The following is a 19,167-nucleotide window of genomic DNA, read 5'->3' as shown; positions in this document are numbered from 1 at the left end:
CTTGATCGGTACACTTTTAGTCTAGCGTCAGCAGGTATTAATTTCAGTGCTCCTCGGGAGCTATTTCTGGCCGGCCACCGTCAGCATAAATAATTACGAAGAAGACTGGCCGCAGCGATAAACCGGACATATCCACGGGTTAACGAACGAAGGTCCAACCCTTGCAGGGTTGGACCTTCGTAGATCAGCTAAAGCTAATCACGATTTCTGCACGTGGCAGAAGCCGGAATTAGTTGCCGGTCAGCTTCTCGCGCAGTGCAGCCAGTGCTTCGTCCGAAGCCAGGGTGCCTGCATCGGTGGCTGGTGCCTCCGAGGAGTACGAAGCTGGAGCTGGCTCGGAACCACCGGCAGCAGCAGGCTCTGCTTCTGCATCGGCGGCGATTGCGGCAGCAACCTGCTTCTTGTGTGCTTCCCAACGCTCCTGGGCAGCAGCGTACTGTGCTTCCCATGCAGCGCGCTGAGCGTCGAAGCCCTCGAGCCATTCGTTCGACTCTGGGTCGAAGCCCTCTGGGTACTTGTAGTTGCCGGCCTCGTCGTACTCTGCAGCCATGCCGTAGAGTGCTGGGTCGAACTCGGTGCCCTCTGGGTCAACACCTTCGTTAGCCTGCTTGAGCGACAGCGAGATGCGGCGGCGCTCCAGGTCGATGTCGATGACCTTGACGAACAGCTCGTCGCCCACGGAGACAACCTGCTCGGCCAGTTCAACGTGGCGAACTGCCAGCTCGGAGATGTGAACCAGGCCTTCGATGCCGTCTTCGACGCGTACGAACGCACCGAATGGAACCAGCTTGGTAACCTTGCCCGGTACAACCTGACCCAGTGCGTGGGTGCGGGCGAAGGTCTGCCATGGATCTTCCTGGGTAGCCTTCAGCGACAGGGAAACGCGCTCGCGGTCCAGATCGACTTCCAGAACCTCGACGGTGACTTCCTGGCCAACCTCGACAACTTCGGATGGGTGGTCGATGTGCTTCCAGGACAGCTCGGAAACGTGTACCAGGCCGTCTACGCCGCCCAGGTCCACGAAGGCACCGAAGTTGACGATGGAGGAAACAACACCCGGACGAACCTGGCCCTTTTCCAGCTTGTTGAGGAAGGTCGAGCGGACCTCGGACTGGGTCTGCTCGAGCCATGCACGGCGGGAGAGCACAACGTTGTTGCGGTTCTTGTCCAGCTCGATGATCTTGGCTTCGATTTCCTGGCCGATGTATGGAGCCAGGTCGCGCACACGGCGCATCTCGACGAGCGACGCTGGCAGGAAGCCACGCAGGCCGATGTCCAGGATGAGGCCACCCTTGACAACCTCGATGACGGTACCGGTAACGACGCCGTCCTCTTCCTTGATCTTTTCGATGTCGCCCCAAGCGCGCTCGTACTGTGCACGCTTCTTGGACAGGATCAGGCGGCCTTCCTTGTCTTCCTTGGTCAGGACCAAGGCTTCGACGCTGTCGCCAACGGTGACAACTTCACCTGGGTCGACGTCGTGCTTGATGGAAAGCTCGCGGGAAGGGATGACACCTTCGGTCTTGTAACCGATGTCGAGCAGAACTTCGTCGTGGTCAACCTTGACGACGGTGCCTTCGACGAGGTCACCATCGTTGAAGTACTTGATGGTGGCGTCGACTGCGGCCAAGAAGTCCTCAGCAGATCCAATGTCGTTGATTGCGACGACTGGTGCGCTGTTGTTCTCGTTCGAGGTGATGGTCATGTAGTAGGGACTCCGATGTGGATAGATTTGATCAGTCGAAACCCCGGAAGTCCCGGAATTTCGAAGGGGGTAAAACTTGATTGCGGACACGGCAAAGCCATGGCACGCTGTTCAAGTCTACGCGCCTACCACACCGCGGGTCAAAGCGTAACCCGCTAACATCAACGCCAGCATTTTGTGAACTTCGTCATAATATCCGGTTTTCGCCCCCATCCCGCTAGAAACCGTGTGGCGTGAATCCCTCGCGCGCCACGCTGAACGCGCGCCGCCAGTTCCCTGCGCCTGCCCCGCCGACCAGTTCTGCACGGCCGGAATCCAGCAATTGATCAAGCTGCACTGTCCCGAGATAGAGGCCAGCCACCTCCCTTTCAGAGAGCGCGACCAGCGGCAGGTCGGGATCGGACTGTCCTTCGTCGATTCGGGTCACCGTGGCGCGGGCATCGGCCACGTCGAAGAGATAGGTCCCGGAAATCAAATCCATCCGGTCGTTCACGCGCAACAGCAACCGGGCATCATGCTGGTAACCGCGAACCTGGAAAGCGGCGGCAACATCTAGTACGCGCAGCCATAGCGAATCGTCGATGGAACGCACGTGGTAGTCCCGCACGTTGTCCAGCACCTGGCGCAGCGGATCGGCCACCGGACCTTGGCCATGCACTTCCTCCACCAGATCATGGTTGCCCAGATATTCGAAGAGCTTGATCCGGGCGGCATCGCTGGTGGCGATCAGCTTGTGCACCACGAGCTTCGCCTTTGGTTCGTCCCAGCCGCCGAACTTGTAGGTGGCGAACCCGCCGAGCTGGCCGGCATCGTCGTAGTAGGCGGCAAAGCGCAGGTTCTTCGGCTTGTCCAAGGTCTCCCAGTTGTCCCAGCGGCCCAGGGCGTAGCCATTGTCGTACTCGGTGCTGTCCACGGAGCCGAAGGTCCGCTCGAATGCGCGCACGGCCAGCGCGGCGTAGTCAGCTTCGAAGCGGGCAGGATCGGCGTCCACCACCTTGCCCGGCAGTTGGACTCGCAGCTTCAACCCGTCGGCGCACTTGAGCGTGAATCGGCATTGGAAGGTGGCCGGTTCAAAACCGTACCGCCCATAGATCGTCGCTTCCGATGCGGTCAACGCGGCCAGCGGGAATCCTTCCTGCTGCGCATAGGCCAGCTCGGCAGTAATCTGCCTGCCCAGGATGCCGCGCCGCCGATAGCTCGGGGCCACGGTGACCGAAGTGATCTTGTGCGCTGGCACCGGTTCGCCGCCACCGGCATTGAGCAGCCCGGGAAATGCCCCGTAGGTGTGCACCGGTTCGGTTGCATGGCGCGAGTGCGGTTCGGCGTGCGGGTCGAACACAAGGCAGAAGCGCATTTTCTGCGCGTAGGTCAGGTCCAGGTAGTTCTTCCAGTTGGGCTCGTCCGGCAGCTGCTCGTAGAAGCCGATCCCGGTGGCCCGATGGAACAGCTTGATCGCTTCGTCGAGTTCCCCGCTTCGCGCATCGGCCTGGAAGGTCCGGGTTTCCAGCTGCGGCTGGGGCTCTGGTCTCATCGTGCTCCTTGGCGTGGAAGTCGGCTGGTCACAGTCTATGCCCCTGCTGGCCTGTTGCGAGGGGAAGGCCTCACCAGGCATCGGAGAGCTTGGCGAATCGCAGGCCAGAATCCAGCGCCTGGACCAGCCCAGGTGCCAGGCCCTTCGCCGTGCCCGAAGCTGGCTGGTTGAAGTGCCCGATGCCGACATCCCCAGCGCGCAGTTGGCTAACCTGCGCGGCGACGGTCGTCGCGTCGAAGCTCGCCCCGGCGTCCAGGTTGACCGTGAAGTTCATCGGCAGCACGCCCAGTTCGCGGCACAGCGCCGCGCCGGCTTCGTCCATGTGGGCGGTGCCGGAGCGGAAGAATTTCGCGGTGATGCCGAACTGCTCGGCCAGATACAGCTGGTTGCCCATCACCTCGTCGTAGGCCTGGGCGATCGATCCAGTACCCATGATGCCGTAGGCGCTCTGGCCCCCTGTGGCCAGCGGGGCATGGCTGGTACCGTGGTTGGCGATCTCGAACAGCTGATCGCTGGCCAGTTCGGCCAGCAGCCGCGCATTGGCCCGAGCCCAGCGCTGGTTCACGAACAGGGTTGCCGGCACCTGCAACTCGCGCAAGGCATCCAGCAGGGTTTCGTCCGCGCCGGAGCCGTTTGGTCCCCCGCAGGCATCGAAGGTCAACGCCGCGTATTCGCTGCCCTTAGGCAAGCCCAGCTCGATGCCCGGGATATCCAGCCCGAACTGCCCGGCCGGAACCTCCTTGAACTTTTCGATCACCTGGCTCCGGCTCGGGTATGCCGTAGAAAAGGCGGACGCTGGCTGGGACGAAGCCGTGGCGGAAGGCGGTGGGGTTGCCGAGGCTGCCGGGGCCGTGGACCGCTGTTCGGGGGCAACTGCGCTGCAACCGGAGATCAGCCCGGCGGCCAACGCGCCGAGCCCCAAGCTGCCGGTTTTCAGCGCCCAACGCCGCGAGTACTGCTCCACGTCCGCCTCTTTCATCAAGCCTTTGGGTCATGCCAAAGGGCAGGAGCACGACGCGGTGCCCCTGCCCTGCTGGTTGCAGCGCGCTAGTGCGCGGCGTCGTGCCAGGTCCGGCCGATGCCCGGCTGGACATCCAGCGGCACCAGCAGGTCTGCTGCCTGTCCCATTTCGCGGGTCACCAGCTCCTGCACCGGTTCCAGCTCGCCCTCGGCGATCTCCAGGATGAGTTCGTCATGCACCTGCAATAGCATCCGGGACTTGTACCCGCCGTCTTCCAGGCCTTCGGCGATGCGCAGCATGGCCACCTTGACCAGGTCGGCGGCCGATCCCTGGATCGGGGCGTTCAGCGCAGCACGTTCGGCAATATCGCGCAGCCGTCGATCGGAGCTGTTCAGCTCCGGCAGGTAGCGCCGGCGGCCGAAGATGGTTTCGGTGTAGCCGTCCTTGCGGGCCTGGTCGACCACCGAGCGCAGGTAGGTGCGCACGGCGCCAAAGCGGTCGAAGTAGTCCTTCATGAGCTTGCGGGCCTCGTCCACGCCGATCTTCAGCTGCTTGGAGAGCCCGAAGCTGCTCAGCCCGTAGGCCAGGCCGTAGCTCATCGCCTTCACCTTGGAGCGCATCTCGCTGGTGACGTCTTCCGGCTCGACGTTGAACACGCGCGAACCGACGTAGCGGTGCAGGTCTTCGCCGTTCTGGTAGGCCTCGATCAGCCCGGCGTCCTCGGAGAGGTGGGCCATGATGCGCATTTCGATCTGCGAGTAGTCCACGGTCAGCAGGCTCTGGTAGCCCTCGCCGACCATGAACACGTCGCGGATGCGCCGGCCCTCTTCCGAACGCACGGGAATGTTCTGCAGGTTCGGGTTCAGGCTGGACAGGCGCCCGGTGGCGGCCACGGTCTGCGCATAGGTGGTGTGGATCCGGCCATCGTCGTTGGTGGCCTTGAGCAAGCCGTCGACGGTCTGGCGCAGCTTGATCGCATCGCGGTAGGCCATCAGCGCGACCAGGAACGGGTGCCCGGTCTTGACCAGCAGATCCTGCAGCGACTCGGCATCGGTGGTGAAGCCGGTCTTGATCTTCTTGGTGCGCGGCAGGTCCAACTCCTCGAACAGGACCACCTGCAGCTGCTTCGGGCTGGAGAGGTTAACCTCGTGGCCGATCGCGGCGAACGCGTCGTTGGTCGCCTGGTCCACCTGCTCGGTGAAGTGGGCGCGCAGCTCATTGAGCCGGTCCACGTCCACCGCCACACCGGCGCGTTCCATCTCGAAGAGCACCGGAATCAGCGGCAGCTCCATCTCGGCGGCCAGCTTGTCCGCGTGCTTCTCCGCCAGCTTGGAAGCCAGGTAGGCGGAGAGGTCGTGGATGGCCTGCGCCTGGGCCAGGGCCGGTTCGGCCAGCTCGGAGGCCAGTCCCAGATCCAGTTCACCCTTCTTGGCCTGGTGCACCGGCACCGTGTACTTCAGGTGGTACTGCACCACGTCGACCAGGTCGTGGCTGCGGCGATCGGGCTGGATCAGGTAGGCGCTGATCAGGGTGTCGTCCCTGATGCCGGCGATCTCCAGCCCGCGCTCGATGAGCAGGTGCATGGCGGCCTTGGCGTCGTGGAAGAGCTTCGGGGCGTTCTCATCGGCGAGGAACTGCGCCAGCACGGCCTCGGTGTCCTGATCGAGGTGTGCCAGTTCCAGCCAAAGGGCTTCGGCGCCGCGGAACAGGGCTAGGCCCACGGCTTCGCCGCCAGCCACGGCGGGCTGGATCGCGATGGCCGCGCCCCTCCCGGCCTCGATGAATCCCCGCAGCGCAGCGGCATCGGCGTCGAGCACCCGGGAGAATTCGGCAACTTCCGGTGCCGCTTCCTCTTCCTGGGCCGCGAACAGGTCGAACAGGCGCTTGCGCAGGGTGTTGAATTCCAGCGCATCGAACAGGTTCTCGATCTCTTCGCGGTTCGGGGCTTCGAGTTCCATCTCATCGAACGTGACCGGCAGTTCCAGGTCGTGCTTGAGCTGGTTCAACCGGCGGTTGCGGGTCACGTTGTCCACGTGCTCGCGCAAGGCGTCGCCAACCTTGCCCTTGATGTTCTCGATGTTCTCCAGGATCCCGGCCAGATCCCCGTAGAGGTTGATCCATTTCGCGGCGGTCTTCGGACCCACGCCCGGCACGCCGGGCAGGTTGTCGGCGGTTTCACCCACCAGCGCGGCCAAATCCGAGTAGCGCTCAGGGCGCACGAAGTACTTGGCTTCCACCGCGGCGGCATCCATCGGCGGGATATCGCTGATGCCCTTTTTCGGGTACAGCACCAGGGTCTTGTCGGTGATCAGCTGGAAGGCGTCACGGTCCCCGGAAACCACCAGCACGTTGAACCCGGCTTCTTCGCCCTGGGTGGCCAGCGTGGCCAGGATGTCGTCGGCCTCGAAGCTTTCCAGGGTGATCGAAGGGATGTTCATCGCCTTCATGACCTCTTTGATCAGGTCGATCTGTCCGCAGAACTCTTCGGGGGTCTTATTGCGTCCACCCTTGTACTCGGTGTACTCCAGCGAGCGGAAGGTCGGGGTGTCCAAGTCGAAGGCCACCGCAACGTGGCTGGGCTTTTGCTGGCGGATCATCGTCAGCAGCATCGACACGAACCCGTGCACTGCATTGGTGTGCTGGCCGGTGCTTGTTGCGAAGTTCTCTGCAGGCAGCGCATAGAACGCGCGGAAGGCCATGGAGTGTCCGTCGATGATCAGCAGTCTCTTGTCCGACGAAGCAGTCGGTTTGGTTGTTTCGCTCACACCTGAAAGCCTAGTTGCCATGAGCGACAATTTCACTTCACAAACCACGCAATCTTCGGCACATCCGTTTGCCGCGCAGCTATCGCGCCATGGCATCCCCGAAACCATGTGGCCCCACCTGCGGCAAAATGGCGTGGGCGAGCTGGTGGAGAAATTGGACATCGTCTTCACCGAGTTCGAAACCCAGCGCGTGGCGGCCACGATGCCGGTGGCGGGCAATACCCAGGTCTATGGGATCCTGCATGGCGGGGCGTCCGCAGCGCTGGCCGAAACCCTCGGTTCGATGGCTGCCGCGCTGCATGGCGCCGGCCGCGCCAACCCGGTCGGCGTTGATTTGAACATCACCCACCACAAGGCCGGCCGGTCCGGGGTTGTCACCGGGGTATGCACCCCGGTGCATCTGGGCCGCAGCAGCACCTGCCATGAAATCGTGATCAGCGATGAGCAGGGCCAGCGGATTGCGACCGCCCGCATCACCAACATGCTGCTGCCCGTCGAATAGCAATCCGTGCAGGCGGCGCTCCGGGCAAGCCCTGCCCTTCTGGAGCGCCGCCGCGTTTTCGGCTGGTCTCCGGCGCCACCTAGCCGATCGCGTAGCGCGAGAGGACGATGTCCGCTCCCAGGTCGGTGATCTCCAGGGAGGAGAGCTGCGTGCTGATCGCGCGGCCGAACAGATTCGCCCCGCCGCCGAGCACCTCCGGAACGGTGACCAGCAGCAGCTCATCGAGCGCATCGGCCTCGACGAAGGCACCGGCCAGGTCGGCCCCGCCTACCACCCACACATCACCGGCCCCTGCACTCTGCGCGATGTCCCTGCTCCAGAAGCCCACCTCGCCGCGGATGAAGGTCAGATCCGCCCCGGGCAGTGTCGGCAGTTCATGGTGGGTGAAGACCCATACCGGCTTGTCGCCGAACACCCACGGCACGGATCCCTCTGTGGCGTCGCGGACGATGTTCTCGTAGGTCTTGCCGCCAATCACTACGGCGCCGACGGTCTCGAAGAACTCGTCGAAATGCTTTTTCACTCCCGGCTGCGAGGCATAGGGCGTGAACCATTGCACGCTGCCGTTGCGATCGGCGATAAAACCATCGATGGAGGCACCCACGTAGTACTTGAAGCTAGTCATGGCTCCAGTCTAGGGGTGCCTCCATCGAAGGTGATATCAAGTTGGCCGGGGAGCCCGGATTCGTGTCGGATCCGCCGGATGCCGAGCGCGGCTCTAGTGGCTTGAGGAGATGCCCAGGATGGCCTCGCTCAGCTGCGGCACGATCAGCACGACGCCCAAGGCGACGATCAGTCCGCACACCACGAAGCAGGCGTAGGCGCCGGCCTTGCTCACGCCCTGGCTGCGGCCGCCATCCTTGGCAACGGCAAGCAGGCGGACTCCGAAGGAGTAGGCTGCCACAATCGCCAACGCGGCAACCCACGTGACGACGGCAACGACGAGGAATGCTGTCCAGTCGATCATGAATTATCAGCTTCCTTCTGCGCGGCGGCGGCCTTGGCCTGCTTGGCTTCCGCCTTGGCCTTGGCGCGGCGTTCCTTCTTGGACAAGATGTTCACGGCTGCGCCGGAGTTGTCGATGTCGGAGATGTTCGACTCGTGGTCATGCGGCTGCTTGCGCGAGATGAACCAGATGGCCAGCATCGCACCGGTACCAGCGACAGCGACGATCACGATGCCGATGTTGCCCAGGTGGGTGATGGCGGCGGCGATGCCGCCGACGATGCCGGCAGCCGGCAGGGTGAACAGCCAGCCCAGGGCGATTCGGCCGGCGGTGCCCCAGCGGACTTCGCCGCCCTTGCGGCCCATGCCCGAACCGATCACGGAGCCGGAAGCTACCTGGGTGGTCGACAGCGCGAAGCCCAGGTGCGACGAGGTCAGGATCGCAGAAGCGGTGGACATCTCGGCGGCGAAGCCCTGCGCAGGCTTCACGTCGGTCAGGCCCGATCCCATGGTGGCGATGATGCGCCAGCCGCCAGTGTAGGTACCCAATGCGATGGCGAAGGCGCAAGTGGCGACCACCCAGAACTGCACTCCGGATTCGGAATCCTGCAGGCCCGAAGCCACCAGGGTCAGGGTGATGATGCCCATGGTCTTCTGCGCATCGTTGGTGCCGTGCGACAGCGCGACCAGCGAGGAGGAGAAGATCTGGCCGTAGCGGAAACCGCCACGCTTCGGCGAGGCTCCGTTTTCACGCTTGGTGATGGCGTACGCCAGCTTCGTGCACAGGTATGCGGAGATGCCCGCGATCAGCGGCGCGCAGATGGCCGGGAGCAGCACCTTGGACAGCAGCACGCTGTAGTTCACCGATGCGAACCCCGCACCGACGATCGCGGCGCCAACGAGGCCGCCGAACAGTGCGTGGGAAGAGCTCGATGGCAGGCCCAGCAGCCAGGTGAACAGGTTCCAGATCACGGCACCCATCAGGCCCGCGAAGATCATCGCCGGGCCGATCGCTACGCCCGTGGTCGGGTCTTCGTTGATGATGCCGCCTGAAATGGTCTTCGCTACCTCGGTGGAGAGGAAAGCGCCGACGAGGTTCAGAATTGCGGCGAGGGCAACAGCCTTCTTAGGGGAAATTGCTCCGGTTGCGATTGGAGTGGCCATCGCATTGGCCGTGTCATGGAAACCATTGGTGAAGTCGAAAAACAACGCCAAGGCAATGACCAGGACGACGATAAGCGTCAAATCCATTGAATACCAGCCTGAGGGGTCGAACGGCAAGGAAAAGTGAACGGGCCATGAAGAAGGGTCCTGCGGAGGGTAATGGCGTGCGGGTCTTCGTTCTCGGCGCAATTTCCATCTTAGGCCTACCACGCAGTACGTCAATCCAGGATTGCAACCCCATTCAGCGGAAGAAAGGGTGAACAAAAGGTTACGGAACGGTGAACGCCCAGTCGAACGCCGTTCCAGCCGGTCGAGGGCATAAAAAATGTGCGCCAAACCATACGTGGTTTGGCGCACACTCTTGTGGCTGGCGGTGCCTACTTGACCTGGTCGACGACCGTCTCGGCGACCTGGCGCATGCTCAAGCGGCGATCCATGGAGGTTTTCTGGATCCAGCGGAACGCTTCCGGCTCGGTCAGGCCCATCTTGGTGATGAGCAGCGACTTGGCGCGGTCCACCAGCTTGCGGGTTTCGAACTGCTCGGCCAGGTTGCTGACTTCTTCTTCCAGCGCGCGCAGTTCGTCATTGCGGGAAATCGCGATTTCGATTGCCGGGGTGAGGTCTGCAGGGGTGAACGGCTTGACCACGTAGGCCATGGCCCCGGCTTCGCGGGCGCGCTCGACCAGTTCCTTCTGGCTGAAGGCGGTCAGCAGGACCACCGGGGCGATGCGTTCCTTGACGATGGCTTCGGCGGCGGTAATGCCGTCCATGACCGGCATCTTCACGTCCATGAGCACCAGGTCGGGCTTCAGCTCGCGGGCCTTTTCCAGAGCCGCCTGGCCGTTGTCGGCTTCGGCGACGACGTCGTAGCCCTCGGAGCGGAGGATTTCGACGATGTCCAGGCGGATCAGGGTTTCGTCCTCGGCAACGACCACGCGACGCGGAGTGGTTTGCACCTCGGATGGGATGCGGGTGATTTCAGGTAGTTCGCTCATTGGCGCCTTCCTCCATGGTCAGAATTCCTGCCCGCTGCGCGGGCGGCATCTAGGTGGTTTAGGTTCAGCGAAGCCACGTTGCCTCGGTTTCACTTCTAAGCCTACTGGCATGTACTCTTGTTCAGGCGAAGACGCGAGGATCCTGATTAGGAAATCTGGAAAACCTCTAGTAAAGTAGTCAAAGTGCCAGCCCAAGTGGCGGAATCGGTAGACGCGCCGCACTCAAAATGCGGTATCGAAAGATGTGTGGGTTCGAGTCCCACCTTGGGCACCAGCTTCAAGGCCGTTGGGCCGGAAATATTTCCGGTTCAACGGCCTTTTTCGCGCCCCCGGCCGATGGGTTGTCGATTGGCTGTGCTCGAGTTCACAACCCGCATTTGCCGACCCAAGCAGAGTCCGCCCTGCCCCAGCTTCTGGGACAGGACGGATCGATACGCTTGGGCTAGAGGGTAGCGGCGACTACAGGTTCTTCGGAGCCGAGACGTTCTCCGGATCCCACGGACCAACCTTCTCGCGTGCAGGCATCGGCTTGCCATCGACCAGCTGGCCGGCATCTGCCAGGTCGCCGATCTTGTGCACGCGCAGCGAGTTGGTCGAGCCGGCCTGCCCTGGAGGGGAACCGGCTGCGATGCAGACCAGGTCGTTGAGGTCAGCCAGTCCCTCGGAGAGCAAAGCTTCGTCCACCTGGGCAGTCATCTTGTCGGTGTGATCGGCGTAGGCCACCAAGCGTGCCTGCACACCCCACATCAGGGTCATGATGTTGTAGGTCTGCTGCAGCGGGGTGAAGGCCAGAACCGGCTTCTTCGGGCGCAGACGCGAGAGGCGCCGTGCCGAGTCACCGGACTGGGTGAAGGCGACGATGTACTTCGCATCGAGCTGATCGGCGATTTCCACTGCGGCGCGGGTGATCGCACCGCCGCGGGTCTTCGGCTTGGAGCCCAGGCGTGGAATGCGATCCAGTCCGTGCTCTTCGGTCGAAGAGATGATCCGAGACATGGTCTCCACCGTTTCCACCGCGTACTCGCCTACGGAGGTCTCTCCCGAGAGCATGACCGCGTCGGCACCGTCGAGCACCGCGTTGGCGCAGTCCGAAGCCTCGGCACGGGTCGGGGTTGGCGATTCGATCATCGATTCAAGCACCTGGGTGGCGACGATGACCGGCTTCGCCCAGCGGCGAGCCAGCTCGACCGCACGCTTCTGCACCAGTGGAACTTCTTCCAATGGCAACTCGACGCCCAAGTCGCCTCGGGCGACCATGATCGCGTCGAAGGCGTTGACGATTTCTTCCAGTGCCGCCACGGCCTGCGGCTTCTCGATCTTGGCGATGACCGGCACACGGCGGCCTTCTTCATCCATGATCTCGTGGACACGCTCGATGTCTTCGGCGTTGCGCACGAAGGACAGGGCGACCATGTCGATGCCGGCACGGATGGCCCAGCGCAGGTCGTCCTCATCCTTTTCGCTCAGCGCAGGCACGTTCACGGCCACGCCCGGCAGGTTGATGCCCTTGTTGTTGGACACTTCGCCGCCCACGACGACCTCGGAGCGCACGGTCTTCTCGTCGACCGCAATGGCCTTGAGCTTGACCTTGCCGTCGTTGATCAGCAGGAAGTCCCCTGGCTGCACGTCGGTAGGAAGTCCCTTGAAGGTGGTCGAGCACAGGTTCCGGGTGCCTTCGATGTCCTCGATGGTGATGGTGAATTCCTCACCGGCCTCGAGGATGTACTTGGCGTTGTCCTTGAAGCGGCCGAGGCGGATCTTCGGACCCTGCAGGTCGGCGAAGATGCCGACAGCACGGCCTACCTCTGCGGCCGCGTTGCGCACATTCGCCAGGGATTGCGCGTGCATGGAGTGGTCTCCATGGCTCATGTTCAAGCGGGCGACGTCCACGCCCGCCTTCAGTACCGCTACAGTGTTTTCATAACTTGCCAGGGCCGGGCCCCAGGTTGCCACAATCTTTGCGCGTCTCATTCCGTCAGCCAAATGCCTTTCATGTTCACAGAGGCAAAATGCGGCCCACCCGGTTTCCGGGTGCGCCGCATTCAAGCCTATGTCACTCAAATGATGCTGATGGCCCTATCGGTTGGAGCAACCGGCGCAGGGAGGGTAGTCGAACCCGTGAGGAACTTGTCGACCGCGGCCGCGCAAGCGCGTCCTTCGGCGATAGCCCACACGATCAGCGACTGTCCCCGACCGGCGTCTCCGGCGACGAATACCGACTCGGTGTTCGTCATGTAGTAGCCATCTCGGGCGACGTTGCCCCGGTTGTCGAATTCGATACTGACCTGTTCGTCCAATCCGGAAACTTCCGGACCGGTGAACCCGAGGGCAAGCAGGACCAGATCCGCTTTGATTACGCGTTCGGTTCCAGGCTTCGGGAGGCGCTTGCCAGCAACAAATTCTGTCTCTGCAACTGTAACACCGATCACCTTGTTTTGCTCAGTTCCCTCGCCGGAGATGAAGTTGACGGTCGAGGCCAGGTAGGTCCGCTCGCCTCCTTCCTCATGGGAGGTCTGCACCTCGAACAGCACCGGCATCATCGGCCACGGCTGGTCCTCGCGGCGTTCGGTGCCCGGCTGCTTGCCGATGGCCAGCGTGGTGACGCTGGCGGCGCCTTGGCGCAGGGCAGTGCCGATGCAGTCCGAACCGGTGTCGCCGCCACCGAGGACGATCACGTGCTTGCCCTTGGCATCGATCGAGCGCTCGGACTTCAGCCCCGCCACCACGCGGTTGTTATCGGTGAGGAACTCCATGGCGTGGTGCACGCCATCGAGCTGGTTGCCCGGCACCGGCAGCTCGCGCGGCACGGTCGCGCCGGTAGCCACGATGACCGCGTCGTAGTCGCGGCGCAGCTGCTTCCAACTGATGTCCTTGCCGATCTCGATGCCGGTGCGGAAGATCGTGCCTTCCGCTTCCATCTGCTCCAGGCGGCGGTCGATGACCTGCTTTTCCAGCTTGAAATCCGGGATGCCGAAGCGCAGCAGGCCGCCGATGGCCTCGTCGCGCTCGTACACCGCCACGGTGTGCCCTGCGCGGGTCAGCTGCTGGGCGGCGGCCAGGCCGGCCGGCCCCGAGCCGACGATCGCCACGCGGTGCTCGGTGTGCCTGGCTGGCGGCTGCGGCTCGAAGCCGCCGGCATCCATCAGGTGCCCGGCGAGCTCCGCCTCGACCTGCTTGATGGTCACCGCGGGCTGGTTGATCCCCAGCACGCAGGAGGCCTCGCAGGGGGCCGGGCACAGCTTGCCGGTCAGCTCCGGGAAGTTGTTGGTGGAAAGCAGCCGGGCTGCCGCGTCGTCCATCCGGCCCTTGTAGGTCAGGTCGTTGAACTCCGGGATCAGGTTGCCCAGCGGGCAGCCGTTGTGGCAGAACGGCACGCCGCAGTCCATGCAACGGCCGGCCTGCTCCTTCAGGGTGCCGGCCTTTTGGCGCTCGAGCACCTCCTTGTAGTCCATCAGGCGCACCGAGACCGGGCGCTTGGGCTGGGTGACGCGTTCGGCCACCTTCAGGAATCCGCGTGGATCAGCCACGGGTCACCTCCAAAATCTTGTTCCATACCTGCGGCGAGTCCGGGTTCTGCCCGCTGGCCACCGCATCGCTGCGCAGCTGCTGCACGGCGGCGAAGTCGCGCGGGGTGATGCTGGTCAGCCGGCCGCGGGTGTTCTCCCAGTCCAGCAGCAGGCGGGAGGCCAGCGGGGACGCGGTCAACGCGATGTGCTCGGTGAGCAGCTCGCGGATGCGTTCGGCTTCCGCGTCGCTGACTGGGGCGACCAGCAGGTCGCCATGCTCGGCGGCCAGCGGGTTCAGCTTGGCCGGATCGAAGTCCAGCACCCAGGCGGTGCCGCCGGAGAATCCGGCGCCGAAGTTCCGGCCGGTGGCGCCCAGGATCAGCACCTGTCCCCCGGTCATGTACTCGCAGCCGTGCTCGCCGATGCCCTCAGTGACGATGCTCGCCCCGGAGTTGCGCACCGCGAAGCGTTCGCCGACCATGCCGTTGATGAACAGCTGGCCGCTGGTGGCGCCGTAGCCGACCACGTTGCCGGCGATGACCTGCTCTTCGGGCTTGGACAGGGTGGTGTGCGGCGGGTGGATCGCGATCCGGCCGCCGGACAGGCCCTTGCCCACGTAGTCGTTCGCGTCGCCGGAGAGCTTCAGCGTGATCCCTTCGGGAAGGAACGCGCCCAGGGACTGGCCGGCGCGGCCGGAAAGGTTCACCTTGATGGTGTCCTGCTCCAGGGTCTGCACCCCGAAGGTCTTGGTCACGTGGTGGCCCAGCAGCGTGCCGGTGGAGCGGTCGGTATTCACGATCTTCGCGTCGATGCTCACCGGCAGGCGGTCTGCCAGCGCCGGCGCGGCGGCGGCGAGCAGCTGCTGGTCCAGGTGCGTGTCCAGCCCGTGGTCCTGGCCGATGCGTCGGCGGCGCGCGGCCAGCTCGACGTCGGGGACATGGGTGATCGCATCCAGGGCCAGCCCTGCCACCTTGTCGTGGGCGGTGATCTGGTCGGCATCGGTGTCCAGCAGCTCGACCTTGCCGATCACCTCGTCCAGGGTGCGGGCCCCCAGCGCGGCGAGCAGTTCGCGCACCTCCTGGGCGATGAACTCGAAGAAGTTCACCACGAATTCGGCCTTTCCGGTGAAGCGTTCGCGCAGCGTGGGGTTCTGCGTGGCCACCCCCACCGGGCAGGTGTCCAGGTGGCATACGCGCATCATGATGCAGCCGGAAACCACCAGCGGGGCGGTGGCGAAGCCGAACTCCTCGGCCCCGAGCAGCGCACCGATCAGCACGTCGCGGCCGGTCTTCAGCTGGCCGTCGACCTGCACGGTGACGCGGTCGCGCAGCCCGTTGAGGATCAGCGTCTGCTGCGCTTCGGCCAGGCCGATCTCCCACGGGGTGCCGGCATGCTTCAGCGAGTTCATCGGCGAGGCGCCGGTGCCGCCATCGTGCCCGGAGACCAGCACCACGTCCGCCTTGGCCTTGGCCACGCCGGCCGCGACGGTGCCGATGCCGGACTCGGAGACCAGCTTCACGTGCACGCGGGCCGACGGGTTGGCGCACTTCGCGTCGTGGATCAGCTGGGCCAGGTCCTCGATCGAGTAGATGTCGTGGTGCGGCGGCGGGGAGATCAGCCCGACGCCCGGGGTGGAGTGCCGGGTCTTGGCGATCCACGGGTAGAGCTTCTCGCTCATCAGCTGGCCGCCCTCGCCGGGCTTGGCGCCCTGCGCCATCTTGATCTGGATGTCATCCGCATTGGTCAGGTACAGGCTGGTCACGCCGAAGCGCCCCGAAGCGATCTGCTTGATGGCACTGCGCCGCTCGGGGTCGAGCAGACGCTCGGGGTCCTCGCCACCCTCGCCGGTGTTGGACTTGGCGCCCAGCCGGTTCATCGCGATGGCCAGGGTCTCATGCGCCTCGGCGGAGATCGAGCCGTAGCTCATCGCGCCGGTGGAGAACCGCTTGACGATCGAGGAGACCGGTTCCACCTCGTCGATGCTGATCGGGGTGATGCCCTCGGTCTTGAACTTCAGCAGCCCGCGCAGGGTCTTCAGCTGCGCGGCCTGGTCGTCCACCGCCTTCGTGTACTCCTTGAACACGTCGTAGCGGCGGGTGCGGGTGGAATGCTGCAGGCGGAAGACGGTTTCCGGGTTGAACAGGTGCGGCGGGCCTTCGCGGCGCCACTGGTACTCTCCCCCGGTCTCCAATTCCAGCGGCTGGGCGCCGCCGTCGATCTCCGGGTAGGCGCGCGCATGGCGGGCGGCGGCTTCGGCGGCCACCACATCCAGCTCGATGCCCGAGAGCTTCGTGGCGGTGCCGGTGAAGTACTGGTCGACCACGCGCTGGGACAGGCCGACGGCTTCGAAGGTCTGCGCGCCGCAGTAGCTGGAGACCGTGGAGATGCCCATCTTGGACATGATCTTCAGCACGCCCTTGCCCAGCGCCTTGATCAGGTTGGCGCTGGCCTGGCTTCCGTCGACGCCGGGCAGCTCGCCGTTCTCGGCCATCTGCTCGACCGATTCCAGGGCGAGGTAGGGGTTGATCGCGCTGGCGCCGTAGCCGATGAGCAGCGCGATGTGGTGCACTTCGCGGGCGTCGCCGGACTCGATGATCAGCGAGACGCGGGTGCGGTTCGAGCTCTTGAGCAGATGGTGGTGCACCGCGGAAGTCAGCAGCAGGGACGGGATCGGCGCCCAGGCGGCCGAGGAGTCGCGGTCCGAAAGCACGATGTAGCGCACCCCGCGGTTCACCGCGGCGGAGACCTTCTCGCAGATTTCCTGCAGCCGGGCGCGCAGCTCGGATTCGCCGCCGGCCGGGCGGTACAGCCCGCGCACCTTCAGCGTGTACTTGGCGCCGGATTCGTCGCGCAGGTTCGCGATCTTGGCCAGCTGGTCGTTGGTCAGCACCGGGTAGTCAAGTGCGATCTGGGTCTGCTCGACGCGGTCCAGGGACAGCAGGTTACCGTCCGGGCCGATCGCGGTGCCCATGGAGGTGACCAGCTCTTCGCGGATCGCATCCAGCGGCGGGTTGGTGACCTGGGCGAAGGACTGGGTGAAGTAGTCGAACAGCAGCCGCGGGCGCTGCGAGAGGGCGGCGATCGGGGTGTCGGTGCCCATGGCGGCCAGCGGCTCGGCGCCAGCGGCGGCCATCGGGGCCAGCAGCACGCGCAGCTCCTCGGTGGTGTAGCCGAAGGTCAGCTGGCGCAGGGCCACGGAAGCCGAATTGTGGCGCACATGCTCCAGGTCCGGGAAGTCGTCCAGGGTCTTCAGGTTCTGCGCCACCCAGTCGCGCCATGGCTTGGAGGCGGCCACTTCAGCCTTGATTTCGGCATCTTCGACGATGCGCTGGCCGGCCAGGTCCACCGCGAACATCTTGCCCGGGGCGACACGGCCCTTGGCCACGATGTGCTCTTCATCGGTGTCGATCACGCCGACCTCGCTGGCAAGCACCACCAGACCGTCGTCGGTGACCCACCAGCGGGCCGGGCGCAGGCCGTTGCGGTCAAGCACGGCGCCGGCCATCTGGCCGTCGGTGAAGCAGACAGCTGCCGGGCCGTCCCACGGCTCGATGAGCATGGACTGGTACTGGTAGAAGGCGCGCAAATCCGCGTCCATCTGGTCGTCGTTTTCCCACGGCTGCGGGATCATCATCATGATCGTCTCGGCGACGTTGCGCCCCGAGAGCATGAGCATTTCGGCGACCTCGTCGAAGGAGGCCGAGTCGGAGGCGCCGGCGGTGCAGATCGGGAACAGTTCCTCGGGCACCTCGCCGAGCAGCGGCGAGGCGAGGGTGGACTGGCGGGCGCGCATCCAGTTGCGGTTGCCCTTGACCGTGTTGATCTCGCCGTTGTGCGCGATGGTGCGGAACGGCTGGGCCAGCGGCCAGGACGGGAAGGTGTTGGTGGAGAAACGCGAGTGCACGATCGCGCAGCGGCTGGCGAAGCGGCTATCGGACAGGTCCGGGTAGAAGGGCTCAAGCTGCGCGGTGGAGACCATGCCCTTGTAGACGATGGACTGCGAGGAGAACGAGGCGAAGTACACGCCCATCTTGTTGTGCGCGCGGCGGCGGATGCGCCAGGCGGCGGCGTCCAGCTCGCGGCTGGTGGCGGCCGGGGCGCCGGCAGGGGCGGCGATGAAGAATTGGGTGATGCAGGGCATCACCTTGCGGGCAGAGGCGCCGAGCACGTCGGCGTTGACCGGTACCTCGCGCCAGCCGAGCACCGCGAGGTTTTCCTCGGCGGCCATGGTTTCCAGCTCTTCTTGGGCGAAGGCACGTTCGCCGGCGTCGGCCGGGAGGAAGCCCATGCCCACGGCGTAGGAGCCGGCGGCGGGAAGATCGAATGCGGTGACGCTGCGCAGGAATGCATCAGGCAGGTGCAGCAGGATGCCGGCGCCGTCGCCGGTGCCCTCGTCGGCTCCGATGGCGCCTCGGTGCTCCAGACGGCGCAGGGCGGTCAGCGCATGGGCGACAATGCCGTGGCTGGCTTCGTTCTTCAGGGACGCAATCATCGCCAGGCCGCAGGCGTCCTTCTCGGCCGCCGGATCGTACAGCCCCTGCGCGCCGGGCAGCGCGGAGAAACGGGTGTAGGGCGAGGGGACTTCCTCGCCAAAACCTGGCGAGGCGTTCATCTGGACTCCGGTCATGCTCATGAGCGTGCCTTTCTGTGGTTCATGCAGGATAGGCGCGCGGCAACCCCCGGTAAAGGGCTAATTCTTCGCAAGGGCTTCCGGCCGCCTGGATGTTTCATCTAGCTGAAACTTTTCGACAGTGCTAAGCGGGGTCTGCTTGCGCATCGAGGTTTCGGGGACGAACATTTCCCACCTCGTTGTGGTGCTGCACCGGAAGGCCGTTCCAGGGGTCGATCAACCAGTTCGGTGCGTGGATCTCACGTTACGCAGGTTTTGTTTCTCCCATGCGCGTGCTTCTGTTTCCGCAATGTTAAAAACTTTTGTCCCAGTTCCCGCGGAAAAAGCAGGTTTTTTGGTGGTAAACGCCCGAAAACCGTTTTCGCCAGCCGATTTTGAAAGCCGCCAAATGTTTCAAGCATGTTGCGCACACGCGTCGGCATCCCGCCAAATTTTTCGCGCTTCTTCGCCATATTGGGTCCCT

Annotated in this window: 13 protein-coding genes and 1 tRNA gene; 2 read left to right on the top strand and 12 right to left on the bottom strand. The window is 64.3% G+C overall.

Translation table 11 applies throughout. The features are described from left to right. Positions 1-229: 229 nt before the first annotated feature. The 4 genes from rpsA to polA form a co-directional block, all read right to left on the bottom strand. The gene (rpsA, locus tag EKH49_RS06095) at positions 230-1,705 is read right to left on the bottom strand and encodes a 30S ribosomal protein S1 (RefSeq protein WP_038990737.1); all 1,476 of its coding nucleotides are present in this window, start codon (positions 1,703-1,705) and stop codon (positions 230-232) included. Between the two features lie 217 nt (positions 1,706-1,922). Beyond that, on the bottom strand, positions 1,923-3,236 hold the full coding sequence (locus EKH49_RS06090) for a GNAT family N-acetyltransferase (RefSeq protein WP_161567461.1): 1,314 nt from the start codon (positions 3,234-3,236) through the stop codon (positions 1,923-1,925). A gap of 70 nt (positions 3,237-3,306) precedes the next feature. Further along, positions 3,307-4,215, bottom strand: a complete 909-nt coding sequence (locus EKH49_RS06085) for a polysaccharide deacetylase family protein (RefSeq protein WP_236641053.1) — start codon at positions 4,213-4,215, stop codon at positions 3,307-3,309. A gap of 68 nt (positions 4,216-4,283) precedes the next feature. Then, the gene (polA, locus tag EKH49_RS06080; RefSeq protein WP_236641065.1) at positions 4,284-6,896 is read right to left on the bottom strand and encodes a DNA polymerase I; all 2,613 of its coding nucleotides are present in this window, start codon (positions 6,894-6,896) and stop codon (positions 4,284-4,286) included. A gap of 85 nt (positions 6,897-6,981) precedes the next feature. Here polA and EKH49_RS06075 point away from each other — a divergent pair, with 85 nt between their 5' ends. Continuing rightward, positions 6,982-7,464 carry a hotdog fold thioesterase gene (locus EKH49_RS06075; protein WP_128470125.1) on the top strand — a complete coding sequence of 161 codons (483 nt, stop codon included), beginning with the start codon at positions 6,982-6,984 and terminating at the stop codon, positions 7,462-7,464. 79 nt (positions 7,465-7,543) lie between these two features. Here EKH49_RS06075 and EKH49_RS06070 read toward each other — a convergent pair whose 3' ends face one another. The 4 genes from EKH49_RS06070 to EKH49_RS06055 form a co-directional block, all read right to left on the bottom strand. Further along, positions 7,544-8,089, bottom strand: a complete 546-nt coding sequence (locus EKH49_RS06070) for a dihydrofolate reductase family protein (RefSeq protein ID WP_128470124.1) — start codon at positions 8,087-8,089, stop codon at positions 7,544-7,546. A gap of 93 nt (positions 8,090-8,182) precedes the next feature. Continuing rightward, the gene (locus EKH49_RS06065; RefSeq protein ID WP_073706076.1) at positions 8,183-8,431 is read right to left on the bottom strand and encodes a hypothetical protein; all 249 of its coding nucleotides are present in this window, start codon (positions 8,429-8,431) and stop codon (positions 8,183-8,185) included. Next, positions 8,428-9,660 (bottom strand): inorganic phosphate transporter, encoded by a 1,233-nt coding sequence (locus EKH49_RS06060; RefSeq protein ID WP_128470123.1) that lies wholly within the window; start codon positions 9,658-9,660, stop codon positions 8,428-8,430. The genes EKH49_RS06065 and EKH49_RS06060 overlap by 4 nt, the downstream gene beginning before the upstream one ends. Before the next feature lie 290 nt (positions 9,661-9,950). Next, a complete protein-coding gene (locus EKH49_RS06055) occupies positions 9,951-10,568 on the bottom strand; it encodes an ANTAR domain-containing response regulator (protein ID WP_066138831.1) in 618 nt (205 codons plus the stop codon). 189 nt (positions 10,569-10,757) lie between these two features. On the opposite strand from EKH49_RS06055, the gene EKH49_RS06050 reads away from it, so the two are divergent. After that, positions 10,758-10,842, top strand: a tRNA-Leu gene (locus EKH49_RS06050). 185 nt (positions 10,843-11,027) lie between these two features. Here the strand turns inward: EKH49_RS06050 and pyk are convergent. From pyk to EKH49_RS06030, 4 genes are all read right to left on the bottom strand, one after another. Continuing rightward, complete coding sequence (pyk, locus tag EKH49_RS06045) at positions 11,028-12,539, bottom strand: pyruvate kinase (protein ID WP_128470122.1); 1,512 nt, start codon at positions 12,537-12,539, stop codon at positions 11,028-11,030. An 86-nt stretch (positions 12,540-12,625) separates the two neighbouring features. After that, on the bottom strand, positions 12,626-14,095 hold the full coding sequence (locus EKH49_RS06040; RefSeq protein ID WP_128470121.1) for a glutamate synthase subunit beta: 1,470 nt from the start codon (positions 14,093-14,095) through the stop codon (positions 12,626-12,628). Further along, positions 14,088-18,707 (bottom strand): glutamate synthase large subunit, encoded by a 4,620-nt coding sequence (gltB, locus tag EKH49_RS06035; protein WP_442903500.1) that lies wholly within the window; start codon positions 18,705-18,707, stop codon positions 14,088-14,090. Before gltB ends, EKH49_RS06040 begins: the two co-directional genes overlap by 8 nt. A gap of 236 nt (positions 18,708-18,943) precedes the next feature. Beyond that, complete coding sequence (locus EKH49_RS06030) at positions 18,944-19,156, bottom strand: hypothetical protein (RefSeq protein WP_128470120.1); 213 nt, start codon at positions 19,154-19,156, stop codon at positions 18,944-18,946. Positions 19,157-19,167 lie beyond the last annotated feature (11 nt).

The organism is Glutamicibacter sp. HZAU (assembly GCF_004100365.1).
In the GTDB taxonomy this organism is placed as follows: Bacteria; Actinomycetota; Actinomycetes; order Actinomycetales; family Micrococcaceae; genus Glutamicibacter; species Glutamicibacter nicotianae.
The sequence above is the reverse complement of the archived record's forward strand: the minus strand, read 5'-3'. Positions and strand labels throughout refer to the sequence as shown.

What these genes read in the sequence shown, in the direction of transcription:
- rpsA (WP_038990737.1), bottom strand. Translation starts at nt 1,705, where the DNA reads ATGACCATCACCTCGAACGAGAACAACAGCGCACCAGTCGTCGCAATC.
- EKH49_RS06090 (WP_161567461.1), bottom strand. Translation starts at nt 3,236, where the DNA reads ATGAGACCAGAGCCCCAGCCGCAGCTGGAAACCCGGACCTTCCAGGCC.
- EKH49_RS06085 (WP_236641053.1), bottom strand. Translation starts at nt 4,215, where the DNA reads ATGAAAGAGGCGGACGTGGAGCAGTACTCGCGGCGTTGGGCGCTGAAA.
- polA (WP_236641065.1), bottom strand. Translation starts at nt 6,896, where the DNA reads ATGGCCTTCCGCGCGTTCTATGCGCTGCCTGCAGAGAACTTCGCAACA.
- EKH49_RS06075 (WP_128470125.1), top strand. Translation starts at nt 6,982, where the DNA reads ATGAGCGACAATTTCACTTCACAAACCACGCAATCTTCGGCACATCCG.
- EKH49_RS06070 (WP_128470124.1), bottom strand. Translation starts at nt 8,089, where the DNA reads ATGACTAGCTTCAAGTACTACGTGGGTGCCTCCATCGATGGTTTTATC.
- EKH49_RS06065 (WP_073706076.1), bottom strand. Translation starts at nt 8,431, where the DNA reads ATGATCGACTGGACAGCATTCCTCGTCGTTGCCGTCGTCACGTGGGTT.
- EKH49_RS06060 (WP_128470123.1), bottom strand. Translation starts at nt 9,660, where the DNA reads ATGGATTTGACGCTTATCGTCGTCCTGGTCATTGCCTTGGCGTTGTTT.
- EKH49_RS06055 (WP_066138831.1), bottom strand. Translation starts at nt 10,568, where the DNA reads ATGAGCGAACTACCTGAAATCACCCGCATCCCATCCGAGGTGCAAACC.
- pyk (WP_128470122.1), bottom strand. Translation starts at nt 12,539, where the DNA reads ATGAGACGCGCAAAGATTGTGGCAACCTGGGGCCCGGCCCTGGCAAGT.
- gltB (WP_442903500.1), bottom strand. Translation starts at nt 18,707, where the DNA reads ATGAGCATGACCGGAGTCCAGATGAACGCCTCGCCAGGTTTTGGCGAG.
- EKH49_RS06030 (WP_128470120.1), bottom strand. Translation starts at nt 19,156, where the DNA reads ATGGCGAAGAAGCGCGAAAAATTTGGCGGGATGCCGACGCGTGTGCGC.